We start from the raw sequence: 19677 nt of genomic DNA on the forward strand, positions 1-19677 counted from the left end.
CCCATCACCCCTGCCTACACCCCCCCCCCCCCCCCCCCACCCCTCCCCCCCCCCCCCCCCCCCCCCCCCCCCCCCCCCCCCCCCCCCCCCCCGCCGTCGCTATGTCAGCAGTGACAGCAGCCGGTCCACGTCGTCGGTCGAGTTGTAGAGGTGGAAGGCGGCGCGGAGCAGTCCGCCGCGCACCGCGATCCGCACCCCCGCCTCCGTCAGGCGGCGCTCCGCGCCGGCGAGTCCGGGCGTGGAGACGATCGCCGAGCCGGGCGCGGGGCGGGGCACCAGGCCGCGGGCGACGAGCCCTTCGCGGTAGTACGCGGCGAGCTGGGTGTTGTGGGCGTGGACGGCGGGCACGCCCAGCTCCTCGATGAGCGCGAGGGAGTGCTCGGCGGCGACGTACGAGAAGTGGGCGTGCGGTTCGTCGAAGCGCCGGGCCGTGGCGGCCGGCCGGACCAGGCCGTAGGTGGACTCGTCGAGGTCCTCCCCGGCCACCCAGCCGGCGTGCAGCGCGGCCGGCCAGCCGGAGTCCTGGTGCGCGTCGCCGCCGAACGCCAGGAAGGTCGTACCGCGCGGGCACAGCAGCCATTTGAAGGCGCCGCTGACCAGGTAGTCGAAGTCCCCGGCGCGCAGCGGCAGCCAGCCGGCGGCCTGGGTGGCGTCGACGAACGTGCGCGCCCCGTGGGTCCGGGCCGCCTCCCGTACGGCCGCGAGGTCGGCGATCCGGCCGTCCAGGGACTGCACGGCACTGAACGCGACGAGCGCCGTACCGGGGCGCACCGCGTCGGCCAGCGCCTCCAGGGGTACGGTGCGCAGCTTGACATGGGGGTGGCTGCCGAGCGGGTTGACCAGGGAGCTGAAGTCCCCCTCGGGGGCGAGGACTTCGGAGCCCGGCGGGAGGGAGGCAGCGATCAGGGCGGACTGCACCGCCACCGAACTGCCGACGGCCACCCGCTCGGCGGGGACGTCCAGCAGCCGGGCGAAGGCGGCGCGGGAGGCGTTGGGGGCGGCGAAGTAGTCGCGGCCCATCGTGCCGTAGGAGGCGGACTCCTCCACAGCCGCGCGCAGGGCCGCCGCGCTGCGCCGGGGGAGGAGTCCGCTGGACGCGGAGTTCAGATAGGTCGTCTCGGGCGCGAATTCGGCCCCGCCAAGTGGCTCACGTCGCTGCATGATCCCACTGTGCGCGGCGCGGGCCCGCCCCGTCCACGGCCTTTTCCGGTGGCGCTCACGTCCCGGGGACGGCGCAACCGTCGTCCCCGCAGACCTCCGCGTCGCCCACCGGCAGGAGCTGCACCGCCGCGTCCGCGTGCGCCCGCTCCAGGGCCTGCCGGAAGACCTCCGCGGGCTGGCCGCCGGAGATGCCGTAGCGGCGGTCGATGACGAAGAACGGCACGCCCGTGGCGCCCAGCTCGGCGGCCTCGCGCTCGTCGGCGCGCACGTCCGTCGCGTACGCGGCGGGGTCGGCGAGCACCCGGTCGGCCTCCTGGCCGGGCAGCCCGGCGGCGACCGCGATCTCGCGGAGGACGGCGGGGTCGCCGAGCGGGCGGGCCTCGGCGAAGTTGGCACGGTAGAAGGCGTCGAGCAGCGCGTCCTGGACGCCGTGTGCCTTGCCGGCGTGCAGCAGCCGGTGCAGGTCGAAGGTGTTGCCGTGGATGCGGTCGGAGCGATAGTCGAGCCCCTCGGCCGCGGCCGCCTCGGCCACCCGGGCCTCCATCGCCTCGGCCTGCGCGCGGCTCACGCCGTACTTCGTGGCGAGCATGTCGAGGACCGCGATGTCGGTGGGGGCCGGTGCCTTCGGGTCCAGTTCGAAGGAGCGGTGTTCCACCTCGACGGTGTCGCGGTGCGCGAACGCGGCGAGCCCGGCCTCGAAGCGGGCCTTGCCGATGTAGCACCAGGGGCAGGCGAGGTCGGACCAGATTTCGACGCGCATGAGCTGACTTTCCTTCTCGGGGGATGTCCCGGCTCAACCTCGCGGGGCACCGGACTATTCCGCGGGTACCGTCCGGGCATGACCTCGCCACAGGATTTCCTCGGATTCTGGGAGACGACCGGGTCGGCCAAGACCTTCACCCATCCGCTCGATCCGGAGCTGCTCCGGGCGTACCTGCCGCGCGACGCGCGGGTGCTGGACTACGGCTGCGGCTACGGGCGGCTGACCGCCGAGCTGACCGGGCTCGGCTACCGCGGGGTGCGCGGGGTGGACGTCTCGGCGGCGCTGATCGCGCGGGGGCGGCGGGAGCATCCGGGGCTGGATCTGATGCGGTGGGCGGGGTTTCCGCTGCCGTTCGAGGACGGCTCGTTCGACGCGGCGCTGCTGTTCGCGGTGCTCACCTGTGTTCCCCGGGACGCGGACCAGTCGGCGATCGTCGGGGAGCTGGGGCGGCTGGTGCGGCCCGGCGGGGTGCTGTATCTGAGCGATGTGCCGGTGCAGGACGACGCGCTCAACCGGGAGCGGTATGCGCACTTCGCCGGGCACTACGGCACGTACGGGGTGTTCGAGACGCCCGACGGCGGGGTGTTCCGGCACCATCCGCCGCAGCGGCTGCGCGCTGTGGTGCGGGCGGCGGGCTTCAGCGTGGTGGCGGAGCGGCCCGGTTCGGTGGCGACGCCGGACGGGCGGACGGCCGAGCGGCTGCAGCTCATCGCGCGGCGGGAGGGCTCCCCGGTGTCGGGGGCGCGCCGGCAGCCAGGTCCAGACTCAGGGTGAGGTGGGTGGCGTCGGGGGCGGGCCGGCGGTCGGGGCGCCAGCCGAGGCCGGCGTAGAAGCCGCGGGCGCGGTGGTTGTGCCAGCGGACGTCGAGGACGGCGCGGGCGAAACCGGCGCTGTGCCAGGCGTGCAGGCAGGCGGTGTGCAGGGCCCGGCCGACGCCGGTGCCCCAGTGCGCGGGGTCGACGTGGAGCTGGTCGAGCTTGACGGTGGCCCGGGGGTGCCGGCCGCGGTACGCGGCGGCGCCGAGGACCGTGCCGTGCCGTACGGCGCACAGCACGGGGGTGTCGTCGCAGTGCAGGGCGCGCGACCAGGCGCGGTGGCAGCGGGTGTGCTCGGCCGGGGCGTCGAAGGGTGTACCGGGGAAGCGCGCGTGGTGGTGGGCGGCGCGGGCGCCGGTGTCCAGGGCGGCGATCGCCGCCAGGTCCGCGCAGGTGGCGGCGCGGACCTGCACGGCGGTCTCGTCGGGAGTGGGGTCCACGGTGTGCAGGCCTACCCGCCTTCGGGGCGGCCGTCCACCCGGCGCGGCAGGCCGAGCGGGTTGTCCTCGCGCAGCTCGGGCGGCAGCAGCGCGGGCGGGGTGTCCTGGTAGGCGACGGGGCGCAGCCAGCGTTCGACGGCGGTGCCACCGACGGAGGTGGCGGTGGAGGTGGTGGCCGGGTAGGGGCCGCCGTGGTGCTGGGCGGGGGCGACCGCGACGCCGGTCGGCCAGCCGTTGACGACGACGCGGCCGGCGAGCGCGGTGACCTCGGCGAGCAGCCGGGCGCCGAGCCCGGCGCCGTCCCTGCCGGCTCCCTCCGCCTCGCCGAGCTGCAGCGTCGCGGTGAGGTTGCCGGGGAGCCGGGCGAGTACGGCGCCGATCTCGGCCTCGTCGGCGTAGCGGGCGACCACGGTGATCGGGCCGAAGCACTCCTCGAGGAGGAGGTCGTGCGGCCCTTCGGTGGCGAGGCGGGCGGCGGGGACGGTCAGGAAGCCGGGGCTGACGGAGTGCTCGCCGCCCGCGCCGGGGGTCACCGGCGCCGCGACGTCCGGGAGCCCGGCGCGGGCGGCGACGCCGTCGAGGAACGCCTGGCGCATCCGGCGGTCGAGCAGCACACCGGCCTCGGTGTCGCTGACCGCGGCGGTCAGCGACTTCAGCAGCCGCTCGCCCCGCTCGCCGCCGGGCGCCAGGACCAGGCCGGGCTTGACGCAGAACTGGCCGACGCCCAGCGTCATCGAGCCGGCCAGCCCCGCGCCGATCTGCTCGGCGCGCTCGTCCGCCGCGGCCTCGGTGATCACGACCGGGTTGAGGCTGCCCAGTTCGCCGTGGAAGGGGATCGGGTGCGGGCGGGCCGCGGCCGCGTCGTACAGGGCGCGGCCGCCGCGTACCGAGCCGGTGAAACCGGCCGCGGCGATCAGCGGGTGGCGGACCAGGTCGATACCGGCCTGGAAGCCGTGCACCAGGTTCACCACGCCGTCCGGCAGGCCGGCCTCGGCCGCGGCCCGGCGCAGCAGCGCGGCGCACAGCTCGGAGGTGGCGGGGTGGTCGGGGTGCGCCTTGACCACGACCGGGCAGCCGGCCGCGAGGGCGCTGGCGGTGTCGCCGCCGGGCACGGAGAAGGCGAGCGGGAAGTTGCCGGCGGAGTAGACCGCGACCGGGCCCAGCGGGATCTTGTAGCGGCGCAGGTCGGGCCGCGGCGGGGTGAGGGCGGGGTCGGCGCGGTCGATCCGTACGTCGAGGAACGCGCCGTCCTCGACCAGGTCGGCGAAGGCCCGCAACTGGTAGGTGGTGCGGCCGAGTTCGCCGGTGAGCCGGCCCGGGCCGAGCGCGGTCTCGGCGTCGGCGGCCTCGATGACCGCCTCGCCCGCCTCGTCGAGCAGCCCGGCGGCGCGGCGCAGCAGGGCGACGCGCACCGCACGTTCGGCGAGCGCGCCCCGGGCGGCGTGCGCCGAACGGACCGCCGCGTCCACCTCGTCGGCTGTGGCCTCCACCGCAACCTGCTCCCGCCGCTTCCCGGTTCGGGGGTCGACACTCCAGACTGGTGCTGCTGCTGCCGCTGCCACCGTGCATTCCTCCCGAGTGCTGCCATACCGCGTCGTACCGGTTGTTGTGCTGTTACCGGGCCGCCGCGTACCGGGATGCGCTGGGCGTCTCCCGGCCGCTCCCGGGGCTTTCGCGCCTTGCCGCACACCAGACATCGTTCGATATGCTGAACTTCATCCCGGATATTGAACATCTGGGACTCTATGGCTGTCCGAACAGAGGGGTCAAGGGCGATGTCAGCTGCCGATACCGGTGGATCGCAGGTGAAGTCCGCGGTGCGGACGGTCGAGTTGCTCGAGTACTTCGCGGGCCGCCCCGGTATGCACTCGCTCGCCTCCGTCCAGGAAGCCGTGGGCTACCCCAAGTCCAGCCTCTACATGCTGCTGCGCACCCTCGTCGACCTGGGCTGGGTCGAGACGGACGCGACCGGCACCCGCTACGGCATCGGCGTGCGCGCGCTGCTGGTCGGCACGTCGTACATCGACGGCGACGAGGTGGTGGCGGCGGCCCGGCCGACGCTGGACCGGCTCTCCGACGACACCACCGAGACCATCCACCTCGCCCGGCTGGACGGCACCAACGTCGTCTACCTCGCCACCCGCCAGTCGCAGCACTATCTGCGCCCCTTCACCCGGGTCGGCCGGCGGCTGCCCGCGCACTCCACCTCGCTGGGCAAGGCGCTGCTCGCGACGTACACCGACGACCAGGTCCGGGCGCTGCTGCCGGCGACCCTCGCGCAGCTGACCGAGCACACCATCACCGACCGCGAGCAGCTGATCGAGGAGCTGCACGCGGTGCGCGAGCAGGGCTACGCGGTCGACCGCGAGGAGAACACCCTGGGCCTGCGCTGCTTCGGCGTCGCGATCCCCTACCGCACCCCGGCCCGGGACGCGATCAGCTGCTCGGTGCCGGTGGCCCGGCTGACCCCGGACCACGAGCAGATGATCAAGGACATGCTGTTCGACGCCCGCGACCGGCTGACGCTCGCCACCCGGCGACTGTGATCCGAGGGCCCCGTCCGGCCCCCCTCCCCTCCCAGCACTCCCCCGCCCCACACTGCCCGGACCTCCCTCCCCCGTACGGCGGAGGCGGATCGTCGGCGCGGCCGAGGCGCGCGGGCGGCGGCGCCGGAAGACTGCTCACCATGACCGTTCAGCCCGGCCGGACGCCCTACCGCGCGCACACCTCGACCCCCGGGGCCGTGCGGTGCGACTGAACCGACTGCGGCGAAACGCCCTGCGCTGGGTCCATCTGGTGATCGGCGGCGCGATCCTCATGCCGTACTTCCTGGTGGCCTCGGTCGTCGTGTCGCTGGTCATGGACGGCGCCGACCCCTACCGCGACGCCGCGACCCAGTTCCTCGCGTTCGGCCTCGCCCTGCCGCTGGCCTGGCTGGCCGGGCTGGTCTTCGCGCCGGCGCGGTCCATGGCGGTGGGCGCCGTACGGACGTTCTGCGGTGTGCCGGGAGAGCTGCTGGCCGACGAGCCGGGCTACTCGTGGACCGCCCGACGGCGTACCGCGCTGTGGTTCCTGGCGCACAACGCGGCCGGCGGGATCGTCAGCGGGATGTCGCTGGCCGCGCCGCCGGCCGCGATCTCCCTGATGGTGCTGCCGTTCTCGACGGGGCTCCAGCGCGGCTTCCCGGCGTGGCAGGAGGCCTTCCCCGGCGTGCTCGGCCCGCTCGCCGGGCTGGCGCTGCTGGCTCTGGTGGTCGGCACGTCCTGGGGAGCCGGGCAGCTCATGGCCCGTCTGGCGCCGGTCCTGCTGGGGCACACGCCCGCCGACCGGCTGGCCGCCGCCGAGCGCCGGGCCGCCGACCTGGCGACCCGCAACCGACTGGCCCGCGAGCTGCACGACTCGGTGGGGCATGCGCTGAGCGCGGTCACCCTGCAGGCGAGCGCGGCCCGCCGGGTACTGGACACCGACCCGGAGTTCGCCCGGCAGGCGCTGGCCGCCATCGAGGACACCACCCGTGAGGCGGTCGCCGAACTGGACACCGTACTGGGCCTGTTGCGCGAGGAGAACGGCAGCGATCCGGCGGCTCCGGCGCCCACCCTGGACGGGCTGGAGGCGCTGCTCGAACGGACCCGCGCGGCGGGCGTCCGGGTCGAGGCGACGATGGAGGGGCGGTGCAAGGGGCTGCCGCCGATGGTCTCGCGGGAGGCGTACCGGATCGTGCAGGAGGGCCTGAGCAATGCGCTGCGGCACGCCGGGCCGGTGCCGGTGGAGCTGTATGTGCACCGCACCGAGCGGGAGTTGACACTACGGATGGAGAACCCGGTGAGCGGTCCGGTGACCGGCCCGGCGCCCGGCTCGCCGGTCCCGGCCCCCCGCACGGGTGGAGGCCGCGGACTGCTGGGGATCGCCGAGCGGGCCAGGCTGCTGGGCGGCGAGGCGACGGCCGGACCGCGGGACGGCGTATGGCGGCTGACGGCCCGGCTGCCGCTGGCGGGGAGGGAGCGCGGTGCGCGCAGCGGCGTACGGCCGTAGGGACACCGAGGCCATGGGGACACCGAGACATGCGCCGGGAGACCGGACGGGAGACAGGGGGCGCGGGAGATGACCACGACGCGGGACGACGGCCGCACGGCCGGCGAAGGCGACGGGGACGGCGACGGCTGCGACCACTGCGGCAACGGGAACGGCGGCAGCGGCCGCGACCGGCCCCGTCCGCTGCGCATCGTCCTCGCCGACGACGAGCGGATGGTGCGTACGGCGCTGCGCGCGATCCTGGGCGCCGAGGACGACATGGAGGTCGTGGGCGAGGCGGCGACCGGCGCGGAGGCGGTGCCGCTGATCCGTCAGCTGCGCCCCGACATCGTGCTGATGGATGTGCGGATGCCGGAGATCGACGGGATCCGCGCGACCGAGCAGGTGCTCGCCGGGATGACCGAGCCGCCGCGCATCATCGTCGTGACGACCTTCGAGAACGACGCCTATGTGTACGACGCGCTGCGGGCCGGCGCCAGCGGCTTCCTGCTCAAACGGTCCGGGGCGGAGGACCTGGTGCAGGCCGTACGGCTGGTGGCGCGCAGCGACTCGCTGCTGTTTCCGGCGGCGGTGCGCGGTCTGGCCGCCCGGCACGCCGGGGAGCGGGCCTCGCAGGACGCGGTACGGACGCTGCGGGCCCGGTTGTCCGAACGGGAGCGGGCGGTGCTGCGGCAGATGACGGCCGGGCTGACGAACGCCGAGATCGCCGAGCGGCTGGGCGTGGGGCCGGCCACGGTGAAGACGCATGTGGCGGGGGTGCTGGCCAAACTCGGGGTGCGGGACCGGACCCAGGCGGTGATCGCCGCGTACGAGTGCGGGTTCGTCCGGCCGGGGTGAGGGGGGCGGGGGCGGGGCTATGGGGCACAGCCATGCGCCCTGTCCGGCTACGGAGCCACCACGGGGTTGTCGGGTGAGTCCAGCCATGCCCACTCGCCCTCAGCGTCCACGGTCAGCCCGAAGCGGTTGAAGCCGGGGCGCTCTTGCTCCACCCACCATCTGTACGCGTCTTCTACTTCGTCCCAGAGACGTCGGGGACCCGACTGATACACCTTGGCTTCCTTACGGTCATCGCGGAAGACGACGACCGCCCATGACTTGTTCGAGAGTCCGTAGAACCACACGGCGCGCTTGCCGTCACGTTTTCGGTCGGCAGTGTGGGCGACGGCAGGCACGCGCAGGCCCAACGCGAATCCGATCACGTCGAAGCTCCCCGTGCCGCAGAACTCCGCCTCTGTCATCGTCGTGAACGACGTGTCCGCAGCATCCATCGCGCCCGCTGGCACGTACTTGTCATGGTGGGGCCACACGAACCGCTGAGAACGCATACGCATGAATGCCACGGGGCGCGAGAACGGACCTGACGCACTCCGGCGGTCTTCGGCGACCACCAGGCGCGCGGTGGCTTCACCGGGCCCGTAATACGTCCCCCAGGGAACGAGGATCACCCCTCTGGGGCTGGACTGCTCCACCCATGCGAAGGGGACCTTTCGTAGACCGCACGTGGCGATGATGCGGTCGTACGGTGCCCGTTTCGCATGGCCCAGAAAGCCGTCTCCATGCACCACTTCTGCCAGGAGCCCGAAGCGCTCCAATGACTGCTGGGCTTCTGACGCGACGGTGCCGTCCACCTCCATGGTGACGACGTTCGCGACTCCGAGTCGGTGCGCGAGAAGGGCGGCGTTCCATCCGGTGCCGGTGCCGATCTCCAACACGCGCTGACCCGGTTTTACGTCAAGGTCGGCCAGCATGGAGAAGACCAGGCTCGGCATGGACGACGACGAGCTGAAGAACTTGCCCGGCTCGTGGCCGTCGTGCGCGCCGTCGTCCCACTGGGTGACGATGGGGTCGTCCGAGTCGGCATACCTCTGCCACGCCTGCGGCTCCTGCTCTTTGTCGACCGCGACACTCCGGCCGGTAGCCATGTCATGCGGCCACATCAACTCTGGCAGGAAGTGGGAGCGGGGCACGTCTTCATACGCCTTGGCCCAGTCGGGCGACATCACACCTGCGTCCAGGAGGAGACGGCCCAACTCCTCACGTGTGGGCCGCCCCGCCTGCTCACCAGAACTCGTCACTTTCGGTGGTCCCCATCGCCAGGAGGCGTCGAACCGTCCGGGTGGGGCTCATCGGTCGGCGACCACGGCTGACCGGGATGCCCGTCCCCGTCGTCCTCATCCTTGCCGCGCCCGCCACCTTGTGCGAACTGGATGATCGATCGAATGTTCACCGATTCTCCTCCTTGAGAGGCCTGGTCTTCACCCTGGCCTCAGCCGAGCCCCAAGGGAACACGGCCTCTGTCACCGCTTGTGCCCCGGGTGGCTTCGAAGTTCGATGTTCAGGTCGACGACCTTGCTCATGTCTCCCCGCGCCTCCGCGATCTGCCGCTCATGTACCAGCGCCTGGCAGATGTCACAGTTGGCCGCAGGTTTCGGCTTGGGCTGGGGTTCGCCGAGTTGTACGGGTGGGGTCAGCTTGCCGGGCACGGCAACTCCTCTCCGTAGTGCTTCCACTACTGGGGAGGTTCAGCGTGGCGCTGCCCTGGGAATGAATCAACTTCCTAGCTGTGGAAGCTAAGTTGATGGAGGAGTTGATGAACCAGAACGAGTTGAACCCGGGTGCGTCGCCACAAGCGGCCTATGGAGCGCGTCTACGCAGGCTGCGGAAAGAACGTGGCTGGACTCAAGTGGATCTAGCCGGGCGCATGGGTTACTCGGCCGTGCACATCTCGGGCGTGGAAAATGGCAACAAGTTTCCGACTTCCCGCTTCTCGCGTAGCGCTGACCACGCATTCGGTGTTGAGGGCACGGAGGATTCGTTCGAGCGTGAGTGGCGCAACGTCAAGTTCGGCGGCCTTCTGGAGGGATTCCCGGAGTACGTGGGGCACGAGGGCCGAGCGGCGGAGATCCGGCTGTACGAAATCGGAATCATCCCCGGACTTCTACAGACACCGGCGTACGCCCGGGTTCTGGCAGACAGCGCCGTACGGCGTGGGGCGATCACACCTGAGCAAGCAGACGACCGAGTCTCGTTCCTGGCGGAGCGGCAGGCCGCGTTACAACGGCCCCGCCCTCCCATGATGCTGGTGGTGATGGACGAGAGTTGCATCCGTAGAGGTGTCGGCGGACAAGAGGTCATGGACGCGCAGTTGGCGCGTCTGGCCGAGGTCGCGGAGCTGCCGAACGCCGTGCTCCAGATCGCCCCGTACGGCATAGGGGAGCGCCGCCCGTTTGACCTCCCGATGAACTTGCTGACGCTGCCGGACCTGTCCGTGATCGCGTACGCAGAATCCCAGATTCGGGGGCACCTGGAACGCGAGACCACATCCGTACTGCCTCTGTTGACGGCCTACCATCAATTACAGGCCGAGGCGCTGCCCCAGGCGGCATCGATAGCCATGATCAACGAGGCACGAAAGGGCACCCCGTGACAACCGATTCCCCCCGCTGGTTCAAGTCCTCCTACAGCAACAACGGCGGCAACTGCATCGAGGTTGCCGCCAACATCCCGGGCGTCGTTCCCGTCCGTGACTCCAAGGCCCCGCACGGCCCGAGGCTGGTCTTCCCCGCGTCGTCCTGGTCCTCGTTCGTGGACGAGGTGAAGACCGGGAACCTCTCCACTCCGTAGAGGCGCATGCGCTCACCCGCGCCCGATCTCGTGCAGCGCGTCCCCTACGGCGGCCAGGTCCCCGTCGCTCGCCAGCCCCGCGTGGTAGAGCCGCAGTTCCGTCGCGCCCAGCGAGGCGGCGTGCGCGGCGTCGGCGGCGAGGGTGCGGGGGCTGCCGCCCATGCCGGAGACCACGGTGAGGTTGGCGGCCACCGTCGGTGCGGCGACCCCGACCGCCTCGGCGGCCTCGACGGCGGGAGTCGCCCCGGTGCCCGGGCCGGCACCGCGCGGGCGGCCGGTGAACGGTCCGAGTACGGCGGCGCGGGTGGCGGCGTCGCCGGTGCACGGCAGCACCACGCCGTCGGCGTGCGCGAGCACGTCCACCGGGTCCACCCCGGCGTTGGCGCCGCAGCGGTGCGCGGCGGGGTCGGCGTGCAGCAGCACCCGGAACCCGTCCGCCGCGGCGTCCCGTACGGCCCGCACCGCCGCGCGCTGCAGCGTACGGGCGGCCCGGTCGCGCCAGACGCGCAGCAGCCCCGCGGGCTCCGCGCCGAGCAGCGCCTCGACCGCCGCCCACTCCGCCCGTCTCCCGCAAGGGTCTTCGGCCGGCTCCGGCCCGGAGCGGACGCTCGGGACGTTCCTGTCCGGACCACCCGGGACGCCCCTCTCCAGCCCGCCCGGGTCAGTCGTCCACAGCGACTCCAGGGCCCGCACCACGGCGGCCCTCAACTCCGCTGCCGGGATGCCGAGTTCGCCGTACCCGTGTGCGCACACCGAGCAGAAGCAGACCGACATCAGATACTCGGCGGCGCCGGAGAGCGGCACCCCGCCGATCTTGTCGTGGGCGTGCGGATGGGCCAGTCCGTACCAGCCGCAGGACTCCAGCTCACTGCCGCGGGCGCCGGGCCGTACGGCCGCCTCGGCGGCGAGCGCGACGAGGTGGGCGCGCACTTCGGGCCGGGCGATGCACGGCGCCCAGGGGTAGGGGTCGCCGTAGGCGTTGCGGACGACGGCGGTCGGGTGCTCGGCGCCCAGGCGGGAGTCGTGGGCCAGGACGACCCAGCTGTGCACCTCCACCCCGGCGTCGGCCAGCTCCCCCGCGGCCGCGCCGAAGGCGTCCGGGCCCGCCGTCCAGTCCTGGGTGTGGGGCCGCAGTTCCCGGCCGGCCCAGCGGGCGGGGTCGGGCGGGTAGTAGACGGCGGCGTGCCGGGCGGTGACGATGCGGTGGCGGGGGTGGCGCGGGGTGAGGGCGCGGGTGGAGTGGTAGGCGGAGGCCAGGGTGACCTGCCGGATGCCGAGGCCGGCGAGGCGTTCGGCGGCGGCCGGGTCGCCGACCACGTCCCAGGGGTAGAGGAAGGCGGCGGTGCGCATCAGGCGCCGGCTCCCGGCGCTTGGGCGGCCAGGGCCAGACCGCGGTCGATCAGCCCGGCCAGCTCCTCGATGTGCGCGGGGGCCGGTTCGCTGAGCGGGGGCCGGACCGCGCCGACGTCCAGGCCGCGCAGCCGTACGCCCGCCTTGACCAGCGATACGGCGTAACCGCGGCCCTGGTTGCGCAGTTCGACCAGCGGCCGGTAGAAGCCGTCCAGCAGCCGGGTCACGGTGGCGGCGTCGCCGGCGGCCAGCGCCCTGTGGAAGGCGAGGGCGATCTCGGGGGCGAAGGCGAAGACGGCGGAGGAGTACAGGCGCACGCCCAGGCCCAGGTAGGCGGGGCCGGTGAGTTCGGCGGTGGGCAGGCCGTTGAAGTAGAGGAAGTCCTCGTCGGGGGCGTCGGTGCGGACGGTGCTGATGATGCGCTGCATCAGGTCGAGGTCGCCCAGGCCGTCCTTGAGGCCGATGATGCCCGGGGTCGCGGCCAGGGCGGCGACGGTGGCGGGCGTGAAGACGGCGTTGTCCCGCTGGTAGACGATGACCGGGAGCGTGGTGGCGGCGGCGAGTTCGGTGTAGTGCCGCCGCAGCCCCTCCTGGTCGGCGACGACGAGGTAGGGCGGCATGGCGAGCAGCCCGTCGGCGCCGGCTTCGCGGGCGAGGCGGCCGAAGTGGACGGCGAGCGCGGTGCCGTAGCCCGTGCCGGCGACGACCGGGACGCGTCCCGCGGCCTCCTCGACCGCGGCCGCGACGCAGTCGGCGAACTCCTCGGGGGTGAGCGCGTGGAATTCGCCGGTGCCGCAGGCGGCGAAGACGGCGGCCGCACCCGCGTCGACGCCGGCCCGCACATGCGCCCGGAAGGTCCTCAGGTCCAGGGTGCCGTCGGGCGTGTACGCGGTCACGGGGAAGAACAGCGGTCCGTCGAGGCGGTCGGCGAGCCGGGGGTGCCGCCCAGCGGTGGCTGGGGGAGGGTGTGCGGTCACGGGCTCTCCCTCACATGCACGTGCATGCTTATGATCTGTGTCCATATTTCTGAACTCGCCACGCTAGAGCAGCCCTCGGTACGGGTCAAGAGCGCACAACTGCGGCCCCGCAAGCGGATGTACCCGGTCCGTCAACCGGCTTGACCGGCGGCAATCCCCCCACCACGCTTCGTCCACCCACCTGAATTCCGTTCGTGGACCTAGCCTTGCCGCGCAGAGCGCCCGCAGCGCGGCGGTCCCGCGGCACGCACCGCCCCGCGGCCCCGGGCCGTCCCGCCACCCAGCCGGAGGAGTTTTTGCCCATGACCGCACCCCGCACCGTTCTGCTCACCGGCGCCGCCGGCGGGCTCGGCACCCTGATGCGCGCACTGCTGCCGCCCCACGGCTACCGGCTGCGCCTCTTCGACCGGCGCGCCATCGACGACGCGGCCGCCGACGAGGACGTCATCACCGCCGACCTCGCCGACGAGGAGGCGCTGCGCGAGGCCGTACGCGGCGTCGACGCCGTCGTCCACCTCGCCGGAATCTCCCTGGAGGCGTCGTTCGAGAAGATCCTGCGCGCCAATATCGAGGGCACCTACCACCTCTACGAGGCGGCGCGCGAGGCGGGCGTGAAGCGGATCGTCTTCGCCTCCTCCAACCACGCCGTCGGCTTCACCCCGCGCCCCGCCGACGGGTCCGCCGCCATCCCCGTCGACACCCCGCGCCGCCCCGACACCTACTACGGCCTGTCCAAGGGGTTCGGCGAGGACCTCGCCTCGCTCTACTGGGACCTGCACGGCATCGAGACCGTCTCGATCCGCATCGGCTCCTGCTTCCCCGCACCGACCTCGGTGCGGATGCTGTCGATCTGGCTCAGCCCGGCCGACTGCGCCCGGCTGCTGCACGCCGCGCTCACCGCACCGGACGTCGGCCACCGCGTCGTCTACGGCTCCTCCGCCAACACCCGCCTGTGGTGGGACCTGTCGACCGCCCGCGCCCTGGGGTACGAGCCGCAGGACGACTCCGAGCCGTACGCCGCGCAACTCCTCGCCGCGCAGGGCGAACTGGACCCCACCGCCCCCGAACACGCCCACCTCGGCGGCGCCTTCTGCACCGACCCGCCCCGGTGGCCGTACTGAGACCGGCGGGGATCCGGCCGCCGCACCGCGGCCGGATCCGCACGTGGCCCGCGCCACGGCACGGAACCCCGCCCGCCCCGGTGGCGTCCTCGTGTACGTACCAACCCTCCGCGCAGGAACGAGGAACGCATCATGGGCATCGTCAGCTGGCTCGTACTGGGGCTGATCGCGGGCGTCATCGCCAAGGTCCTGCTGCCGGGACGGGACCCGGGCGGACTGGTCGGCACGACCCTGATCGGCATCGTGGGCTCCTTCATCGGCGGCTGGCTGTCCACGAAGTTCCTGCACCGCCCGATACCGAAGGACTTCGGCGAACCGTCCATGTGGATCGCCTCGATCGCCGGGGCCCTGGTCCTGCTGATCGCCTACCGGCTGCTCTTCGGCAACTCCCGCGAGCGATGACGGCCGGCCCCGGCCGCCGTCCGGCCGCGGGTAATGGAACCGCAAAGGCGAGCCGATCGTTGGTCCCGGCATGACCGCTATGACTCCTGGCTCGAACCTCCCGCTCACCACCGCGCGGGTGGCGGTGGACGTCACCGCTCCCGTACGGCTGGATGTGTCGGGCCTGCTGCTCGCCGCCGACGGCAAGGTGCGCTCCGACGACGACTTCGTGTTCTACAACCAGCCCGCCGGACCGGGCGTGACCCACTCCGCGGCGGCCGGCGGCGGTGACACCATCACGGTGGACACCGCCGCCGTCCCCGACGGCATCGAGAAGATCGTGGTCACCGCGAGCCTGGACACCCCCGGCGCCACCTTCGCCGGCACGGAGCCGACCGGTACGGTCCGCAACGCCGACGACGGCAGCACCATCGCCACCTTCACCCCGCCCCGGCTGGGCACCGAGACCGCGCTGGTGGTCGTCGAGATCTACCGCCGCAACGGCGCCTGGAAGGTGCGCGCCGTCGGCCAGGGCTATGCCAACGGTCTGGCCGGTATCGCCACCGACTTCGGCGTCAGCGTGGAGGAGCCGGCCGCGCCCGCGGCCGCCCCGCAGACGCCCCCGGCCGCGCCGCCCGCTCCCCCGGCCCCCGCCGGGCAGTGGGGACCGCCGGCCGGCGCCCCCGCCCCGGTGGCCCCGCCGCCGGCAGCCGCTCCCGCCGCACCCGGCTCCGGCAAGGTCAACCTCGACAAGGGGCGGGTCAGCCTCCAGAAGAACCAGACCGTCTCGCTGGTCAAGGGCGGCAAGCCGCTGCTCAGCTCGGTCCGGATGGGCCTCGGCTGGGAGCCCGCCTTCCGCGGCAAGAACATCGACCTGGACGCCTCCGTCATCGCCTACGGACCGGACCGCAAGAAGATCGACAACTGCTTCTTCGGCAAGCTGATGATCCTGGGCGGCGCCGTCCAGCACTCGGGCGACAACCTCACCGGCGAGGGCGCCGGCGACGACGAGGCCATCACCGTCCACCTCGGCGGCGTCCCGCCGGAGGTGACCGGCCTGGTCTTCGTCGTGAACTCCTTCTCCGGCCAGAAGTTCTCCGACGTCGCCAAGGCCTACTGCCGCCTGCTGGACGCGCAGAGCGGCGAGGAGCTGGTCCGCTTCGACCTCACCCACTCCGAGCCCCGCACGGGCGTGATGATGGCCAAGCTCATCCGCCAGTTCTCCGGCGAGTGGGAGATGACGGCGATGGGCGAGTTCGTCGACGCCCGGACGGTGCGCGGCATGGTCAAACCGGCCGGGCAGGCGCTGTGAGGACCGGCCCGGCGGGCCGGGCGACCAGCCCCGCCACCCGGGCCAGCCGCTCGTACGACTCCAGCAGCGCCGCGCGCTCGTAGGTGCTGGTCGTCACCAGCACCTCGTCCGCGGCGCTGCGGTCGAGCAGTGCGCCGAGGGCGTCGGCGACCTGCTCCTGTGTGCCGTACAGCTGGCCGCGCAGGGCCTCCTCGTAGAAGCCGCGCTCACGCTCCGGCAGGGCGGCCGCCGCCGGTCCGTCCTCGGCGGGCCGCAGCGGCGGGAAGACGCCGTGGGTGCGGGAGTACGCCAGCGAGCGGGCCTCCGGCAGCAGCAGCCGGCGCGCCTGCTCCGTCGTGCCGGCCACGGCCACCGTCTGGGAGAGCACCACATACGGCCGCTGCCAGAAGGCCGAGGGGCGAAAGGCCTGCCGGTAGGCGTCGATGGCGTCCAGCATCTGCTGCCGGCCCCGGAAGTCGCCGATGACCAGGCCCAGCCCGGCCGCCGCGGCGATCCGCGCACCGGCGCCGGTGGCCAGGACGAAGGCCGGGATCCGCAGGCCCTCGGCGGGGCGCGCATGGACCTGCGGGTGGGCGGTCTGAGTGCCCGTGAAGTACCCGAGGAGCTCGGCGAGCCGGTCGGCGAAGTCGTCGGTGGCGTCCTTCTCGGCGCCCAGCGCGCGGCGGATGCCGCCGGTGAAGCCCACCGACCGGCCCAGGCCCATGTCGATCCGTCCGGGGAAGAGCGACTCCAGCACCCCGAACTGCTCGGCGACCACCAGCGGACGGTGGTTGGGCAGCATCACGCCGCCGGTGCCGACCCGGATCTCGGCGGTCGCCGAGGCCACCGCGGCGGCCAGCACCGTGGGCGCGGAGCCGGCCACCCCGGGCACGCTGTGGTGCTCGGAGACCCAGAAGCGGTGGTAGCCCAGCTCCTCGGCGCGCCGCGCCAGGTCCACTGTGTCCCGCAGCGCCGCCGCCTGGGCATGGCCTTCCCTGGTGCGGGAACGGTCCAGGATCGAGAATTGTGTCGTCCGTATCGTCGAGCTCACCACCTCTGCTTCAACGTCCCCGCGCCCGCAAGATTCCCCGCCCCCACCGCCGCCCGCACGAGGAGTGTTCGATGGCCCCGCAGCCGCCGCCGGCCGGCGCAGCCGGACCCGCGGATCACCCGGACGGCCCCGAGCCACCGCCGGAACTCCCCGAGCGGGTCGCGAAGATCTACGGGGAGCTGGACCTGAGCACCGTCCCGGCCTTCGCCGGCGGCTTCATCAACTTCGGCTACTGGGCGGGGCTGGCGGACATCGACGGCCGGCCGCTGACCGAGGCCGACCGGGTGCGCAGCGAACAGGACCTCTACCGCCTGGTGCTCGGCACCTTCGACCGGCCCAAGGGCCGCACCGCCCTGGAGGTCGGCTGCGGGCGCGGTCTGGGCTGCGCGCTGGCGCTGCGGGAGTTCGCGCTGGGCTCGGTCATCGGCCTGGACGCCCACCCGGACCAGATCGCCCGCGCCCGGGAGACGCACGCGGCGCTGCTCGGCGGGCCCGCGGGGCGCGCGGGCCGGCTGGACTTCGTGCTGGGCGCCGCCGAGCGGATCCCGCTCCCCGACGACGCCGTCGACCTGCTGTACTCCGTCGAGGCCGCGCAGCACTTCCGCGATCCGGCCGCGTTCGCCCGGGAGGCGGCGCGGGTGCTGCGCGCCGGCGGCCGGCTGGCGCTGACGACGTTCTTCGCCCGCAGCCGGGAGGCCGCCCGGGTACTGCCCGAGCTGCTGCCGCCGTACGCCGACGGCCTGGACGTCCCGCACGTGGTCGACGAGGTCGCCGCGACGCTGGCCGCGGCGGGTCTGTGGGGCGTCCGGGTGCGGCCGATCGGCGACGGGGTCTGGGAGCCGTACGACCGCTACCTGGCCCAGCAGCCAGAGCCCCGGGACCGGTGGGCGCGCCGCTATCTCACGGCGTACGAGACCGGTCTGCTGGACTACTACGTGCTGACGGCCGGGGCGGGCTGAGCCCGGCCCGGCCGCCCGGACAGGCCCTAGCGCTGCCGGCGCTGCCGCTTCCAGGGCCCGGTGATGGCCAGCATGATGCCGGGGTCCTGGATGTTGGCGAACAGCGTCTGTCCGTCCGGGGAGAAGACGGGGCCGGTGAACTCGCTGAACTCCGGCTTCTCGGGGGTGCCGATGTTGAGGTCGTTGCGGGCGATCGGGTAGGTCCGGCCGTCGTCGGTGGCCCCGAAGAGGTGCTGTACGCCCTCGCCGTCCTCGGCGATGATCAGTCCGCCGTAGGGCGAGACGGTGATGTTGTCGGGGCCGTCGAGCGCGCCGTCCTTGGAGGGGTCCGGGTTGACGCCCAGCAGCACCTTCAGGGTCAGGGTCCGCCGCCGCGGGTCGTAGAACCAGACCTGTCCGTCGTGCCGGACGGGGCTCTCCTCACGGGCGTAGGAGGACACGACGTACGCGCCGCCGTCGGCCCACCACAGGCCCTCCAGCTTGCGGGCGCGGGTGACCTCGCCGTCCTTGAACTGCTTGCGCACCGAGACCGTCCGCGCGTCGCGGTCGGGGACCTCGACCCAGTCGACGCCGTAGACCGTGCCGGTCTTGGTGGCACGCGAGAGGTCGTCGACGAACCGGCCGCCGGAGTCGAAGCACTTGAAGGCCTCCAGCACACCGGAGTCGGCGGCCAACGAGCGCAACTGACCGCCGCCGTGGCGGAATCCGTGCGGCGGGGTCCAGCGGTAGAACAGGCCGTTGGGGCCGGAGGCGTCCTCGGTCAGGTACAGGTGGCCGCGCTTGGGGTCGACGACGACGGCCTCGTGGGCGTAACGGCCCAGCACCTTGAGGGGCTTGGGGTCGCGGCCGGCCCGGCGGTCGTAGGGGTCGACCTCGAAGACATAGCCGTGGTCCTTGGTCATGCCGTGCTCACCGGCCTTGTCCTCGGTCTCCTCGCCGGTGAGCCAGGTGCCCCAAGGGGTGGTGCCGCCCGCGCAGTTGGTGGACGTACCGGCGATGCCGACCCACTCGCCGACCGGGGTGCCGTCCTTGGCGACCTCGACGACCGTGCAGCCGCCGGACGCCGCCGGGTCGTAGACCAGTCCTTCGGCCAGCGGCACCGGGTGCGGCCAGTTGGCGCGCGGGCCCTTCAGCTCGTGGTTGTTGACCAGGAGGGTGGTGCCGCGGTGGCCCTCGAAGGTGCCGGTGCCGTCGTGGTGGGAGGGGGTGGACTCACCGCTGTCGAGCGTGGTGACGCCGGAGCGGGTGATGATCCGGTACGAGAAGCCGGCGGGCAGCGCGAGGATGCCGTCGGGGTCCGGGACCAGCGGTCCGTAGCCGGCCCGGTGGCCGTTGCCGTCCGGTGCGCCGTCGGGCGCCTCCTCGCCGATGGCGCCGGGCGCGGTCGCCAGCACGCCGACGCTCCCGGCCAGCGCGACCCCGGCGCCGGTGAGGGCGGAACGTTTGGCGAAGTCTCTGCGCGTGAGCGGCATTGTCATCTCCCAGATGGCCGGTTCTGCTCCCCTGTGCCTGCGCGCACACGCTTTCGTGCGCCGTCGAACTCCAGCTGAACACGGCGCGACATCCAGGAAGCGGTTGCGACCTGTCCGGAAGCGGTCGGGGGGGGGGGGGGGGGGGGCCCACCCTCGGGGGGCTAAATAGGGGCTGTCTGGGGTTCCCCCTCGGGCGGTGGGCCTGGGGTGGTGCGTGGGTATTTGCACGGGGCCTGTTTG

Annotated in this window: 20 protein-coding genes; 10 read left to right on the forward strand and 10 right to left on the reverse strand. The window is 73.2% G+C overall.

The features are described 5' to 3' along the window. Window positions 1–99 precede the first annotated feature (99 nt). Both ACZ5XZ_RS36580 and ACZ5XZ_RS36585 read right to left on the reverse strand, forming a co-directional pair. Complete coding sequence (locus tag ACZ5XZ_RS36580) at window positions 100–1161, reverse strand: aminotransferase class V-fold PLP-dependent enzyme (RefSeq protein ID WP_468986337.1); 1062 nt, start codon at window positions 1159–1161, stop codon at window positions 100–102. Window positions 1162–1216: 55 nt separating this feature from the next. Continuing rightward, window positions 1217–1921 carry a DsbA family oxidoreductase gene (locus ACZ5XZ_RS36585; RefSeq protein ID WP_468986339.1) on the reverse strand — a complete coding sequence of 235 codons (705 nt, stop codon included), beginning with the start codon at window positions 1919–1921 and terminating at the stop codon, window positions 1217–1219. 78 nt (window positions 1922–1999) lie between these two features. Here ACZ5XZ_RS36585 and ACZ5XZ_RS36590 point away from each other — a divergent pair, with 78 nt between their 5' ends. After that, window positions 2000–2698: a class I SAM-dependent methyltransferase gene (locus tag ACZ5XZ_RS36590; protein WP_468986341.1), complete on the forward strand. Its 699-nt coding sequence runs from the start codon at window positions 2000–2002 to the stop codon at window positions 2696–2698. Here ACZ5XZ_RS36590 and ACZ5XZ_RS36595 read toward each other — a convergent pair. Further along, window positions 2631–3179 carry a GNAT family N-acetyltransferase gene (locus tag ACZ5XZ_RS36595; RefSeq protein ID WP_468986344.1) on the reverse strand — a complete coding sequence of 183 codons (549 nt, stop codon included), beginning with the start codon at window positions 3177–3179 and terminating at the stop codon, window positions 2631–2633. The two genes, ACZ5XZ_RS36590 and ACZ5XZ_RS36595, sit on opposite strands and share 68 nt — an antisense overlap. A gap of 11 nt (window positions 3180–3190) precedes the next feature. Further along, window positions 3191–4741 carry an aldehyde dehydrogenase (NADP(+)) gene (locus tag ACZ5XZ_RS36600; RefSeq protein ID WP_468986346.1) on the reverse strand — a complete coding sequence of 517 codons (1551 nt, stop codon included), beginning with the start codon at window positions 4739–4741 and terminating at the stop codon, window positions 3191–3193. Window positions 4742–4954: 213 nt separating this feature from the next. On the opposite strand from ACZ5XZ_RS36600, the gene ACZ5XZ_RS36605 reads away from it, so the two are divergent. The 3 genes from ACZ5XZ_RS36605 to ACZ5XZ_RS36615 all read left to right on the forward strand — a co-directional run bounded on the left by ACZ5XZ_RS36605 (window position 4955) and on the right by ACZ5XZ_RS36615 (window position 8048). After that, window positions 4955–5725 (forward strand): IclR family transcriptional regulator, encoded by a 771-nt coding sequence (locus tag ACZ5XZ_RS36605; RefSeq protein ID WP_384442319.1) that lies wholly within the window; start codon window positions 4955–4957, stop codon window positions 5723–5725. 271 nt (window positions 5726–5996) lie between these two features. After that, window positions 5997–7211, forward strand: a complete 1215-nt coding sequence (locus tag ACZ5XZ_RS36610) for a sensor histidine kinase (protein ID WP_468986423.1) — start codon at window positions 5997–5999, stop codon at window positions 7209–7211. A gap of 69 nt (window positions 7212–7280) precedes the next feature. Further along, entirely contained in the window at window positions 7281–8048 is a 768-nt protein-coding gene (locus tag ACZ5XZ_RS36615; protein ID WP_468986349.1) for a response regulator transcription factor, read from the forward strand. A gap of 47 nt (window positions 8049–8095) precedes the next feature. Here ACZ5XZ_RS36615 and ACZ5XZ_RS36620 read toward each other — a convergent pair whose 3' ends face one another. Further along, entirely contained in the window at window positions 8096–9211 is a 1116-nt protein-coding gene (locus ACZ5XZ_RS36620; RefSeq protein ID WP_468986351.1) for a methyltransferase domain-containing protein, read from the reverse strand. 297 nt (window positions 9212–9508) lie between these two features. Continuing rightward, window positions 9509–9694, reverse strand: a complete 186-nt coding sequence (locus ACZ5XZ_RS36625; protein ID WP_468986354.1) for a hypothetical protein — start codon at window positions 9692–9694, stop codon at window positions 9509–9511. Between the two features lie 107 nt (window positions 9695–9801). Between ACZ5XZ_RS36625 and ACZ5XZ_RS36630 the strand changes: the two genes are divergently transcribed. Further along, window positions 9802–10638 (forward strand): helix-turn-helix domain-containing protein, encoded by an 837-nt coding sequence (locus ACZ5XZ_RS36630; protein ID WP_468986357.1) that lies wholly within the window; start codon window positions 9802–9804, stop codon window positions 10636–10638. Continuing rightward, window positions 10635–10835: a DUF397 domain-containing protein gene (locus tag ACZ5XZ_RS36635; RefSeq protein WP_468986359.1), complete on the forward strand. Its 201-nt coding sequence runs from the start codon at window positions 10635–10637 to the stop codon at window positions 10833–10835. Before ACZ5XZ_RS36630 ends, ACZ5XZ_RS36635 begins: the two co-directional genes overlap by 4 nt. A 12-nt stretch (window positions 10836–10847) precedes the next feature. On the opposite strand, the gene ACZ5XZ_RS36640 is transcribed toward ACZ5XZ_RS36635, so the two are convergent. Together ACZ5XZ_RS36640 and ACZ5XZ_RS36645 are read right to left on the reverse strand one after the other, a co-directional pair. Then, window positions 10848–12185 carry a hypothetical protein gene (locus ACZ5XZ_RS36640; protein WP_468986362.1) on the reverse strand — a complete coding sequence of 446 codons (1338 nt, stop codon included), beginning with the start codon at window positions 12183–12185 and terminating at the stop codon, window positions 10848–10850. Then, window positions 12185–13162 carry a 5-dehydro-4-deoxyglucarate dehydratase gene (locus tag ACZ5XZ_RS36645; protein WP_468986364.1) on the reverse strand — a complete coding sequence of 326 codons (978 nt, stop codon included), beginning with the start codon at window positions 13160–13162 and terminating at the stop codon, window positions 12185–12187. Before ACZ5XZ_RS36645 ends, ACZ5XZ_RS36640 begins: the two co-directional genes overlap by 1 nt. 302 nt (window positions 13163–13464) lie before the next feature. On the opposite strand from ACZ5XZ_RS36645, the gene ACZ5XZ_RS36650 reads away from it, so the two are divergent. The 3 genes from ACZ5XZ_RS36650 (at window position 13465) to ACZ5XZ_RS36660 (ending at window position 15976) form a co-directional block, all read left to right on the forward strand. Further along, complete coding sequence (locus ACZ5XZ_RS36650; protein ID WP_468986366.1) at window positions 13465–14283, forward strand: NAD-dependent epimerase/dehydratase family protein; 819 nt, start codon at window positions 13465–13467, stop codon at window positions 14281–14283. 132 nt (window positions 14284–14415) lie between these two features. Beyond that, window positions 14416–14685 carry a GlsB/YeaQ/YmgE family stress response membrane protein gene (locus ACZ5XZ_RS36655; protein ID WP_384442342.1) on the forward strand — a complete coding sequence of 90 codons (270 nt, stop codon included), beginning with the start codon at window positions 14416–14418 and terminating at the stop codon, window positions 14683–14685. Between the two features lie 79 nt (window positions 14686–14764). Continuing rightward, window positions 14765–15976 carry a TerD family protein gene (locus ACZ5XZ_RS36660; RefSeq protein WP_468986425.1) on the forward strand — a complete coding sequence of 404 codons (1212 nt, stop codon included), beginning with the start codon at window positions 14765–14767 and terminating at the stop codon, window positions 15974–15976. On the opposite strand, the gene ACZ5XZ_RS36665 is transcribed toward ACZ5XZ_RS36660, so the two are convergent. Beyond that, complete coding sequence (locus ACZ5XZ_RS36665; RefSeq protein ID WP_468986368.1) at window positions 15951–17006, reverse strand: MsnO8 family LLM class oxidoreductase; 1056 nt, start codon at window positions 17004–17006, stop codon at window positions 15951–15953. The two genes, ACZ5XZ_RS36660 and ACZ5XZ_RS36665, sit on opposite strands and share 26 nt — an antisense overlap. Window positions 17007–17077: 71 nt before the next feature. Here ACZ5XZ_RS36665 and ACZ5XZ_RS36670 point away from each other — a divergent pair, with 71 nt between their 5' ends. Then, a complete protein-coding gene (locus ACZ5XZ_RS36670; protein WP_468986370.1) occupies window positions 17078–17965 on the forward strand; it encodes a class I SAM-dependent methyltransferase in 888 nt (295 codons plus the stop codon). A gap of 26 nt (window positions 17966–17991) precedes the next feature. On the opposite strand, the gene ACZ5XZ_RS36675 is transcribed toward ACZ5XZ_RS36670, so the two are convergent. Then, window positions 17992–19437, reverse strand: coding sequence for an alkaline phosphatase PhoX (locus ACZ5XZ_RS36675; RefSeq protein WP_468986373.1), 1446 nt, complete (start codon window positions 19435–19437; stop codon window positions 17992–17994). Window positions 19438–19677: the final 240 nt, after the last annotated feature.

This window comes from Streptomyces sp. NPDC033270, assembly GCF_055576575.1.

Excerpts from the sequence above, each read along its gene's own strand:
- ACZ5XZ_RS36590 (WP_468986341.1), top strand. The coding sequence starts at position 2,000 with ATGACCTCGCCACAGGATTTCCTCGGATTCTGGGAGACGACCGGGTCG.
- ACZ5XZ_RS36630 (WP_468986357.1), top strand. The coding sequence starts at position 9,802 with ATGAACCAGAACGAGTTGAACCCGGGTGCGTCGCCACAAGCGGCCTAT.
- ACZ5XZ_RS36640 (WP_468986362.1), bottom strand. The coding sequence starts at position 12,185 with ATGCGCACCGCCGCCTTCCTCTACCCCTGGGACGTGGTCGGCGACCCG.
- ACZ5XZ_RS36585 (WP_468986339.1), bottom strand. The coding sequence starts at position 1,921 with ATGCGCGTCGAAATCTGGTCCGACCTCGCCTGCCCCTGGTGCTACATC.
- ACZ5XZ_RS36670 (WP_468986370.1), top strand. The coding sequence starts at position 17,078 with ATGGCCCCGCAGCCGCCGCCGGCCGGCGCAGCCGGACCCGCGGATCAC.
- ACZ5XZ_RS36620 (WP_468986351.1), bottom strand. The coding sequence starts at position 9,211 with ATGTCGCCCGACTGGGCCAAGGCGTATGAAGACGTGCCCCGCTCCCAC.
- ACZ5XZ_RS36605 (WP_384442319.1), top strand. The coding sequence starts at position 4,955 with ATGTCAGCTGCCGATACCGGTGGATCGCAGGTGAAGTCCGCGGTGCGG.
- ACZ5XZ_RS36615 (WP_468986349.1), top strand. The coding sequence starts at position 7,281 with ATGACCACGACGCGGGACGACGGCCGCACGGCCGGCGAAGGCGACGGG.
- ACZ5XZ_RS36660 (WP_468986425.1), top strand. The coding sequence starts at position 14,765 with ATGACTCCTGGCTCGAACCTCCCGCTCACCACCGCGCGGGTGGCGGTG.
- ACZ5XZ_RS36580 (WP_468986337.1), bottom strand. The coding sequence starts at position 1,161 with ATGCAGCGACGTGAGCCACTTGGCGGGGCCGAATTCGCGCCCGAGACG.
- ACZ5XZ_RS36610 (WP_468986423.1), top strand. The coding sequence starts at position 5,997 with ATGCCGTACTTCCTGGTGGCCTCGGTCGTCGTGTCGCTGGTCATGGAC.
- ACZ5XZ_RS36675 (WP_468986373.1), bottom strand. The coding sequence starts at position 19,437 with ATGCCGCTCACGCGCAGAGACTTCGCCAAACGTTCCGCCCTCACCGGC.
- ACZ5XZ_RS36655 (WP_384442342.1), top strand. The coding sequence starts at position 14,416 with ATGGGCATCGTCAGCTGGCTCGTACTGGGGCTGATCGCGGGCGTCATC.
- ACZ5XZ_RS36650 (WP_468986366.1), top strand. The coding sequence starts at position 13,465 with ATGACCGCACCCCGCACCGTTCTGCTCACCGGCGCCGCCGGCGGGCTC.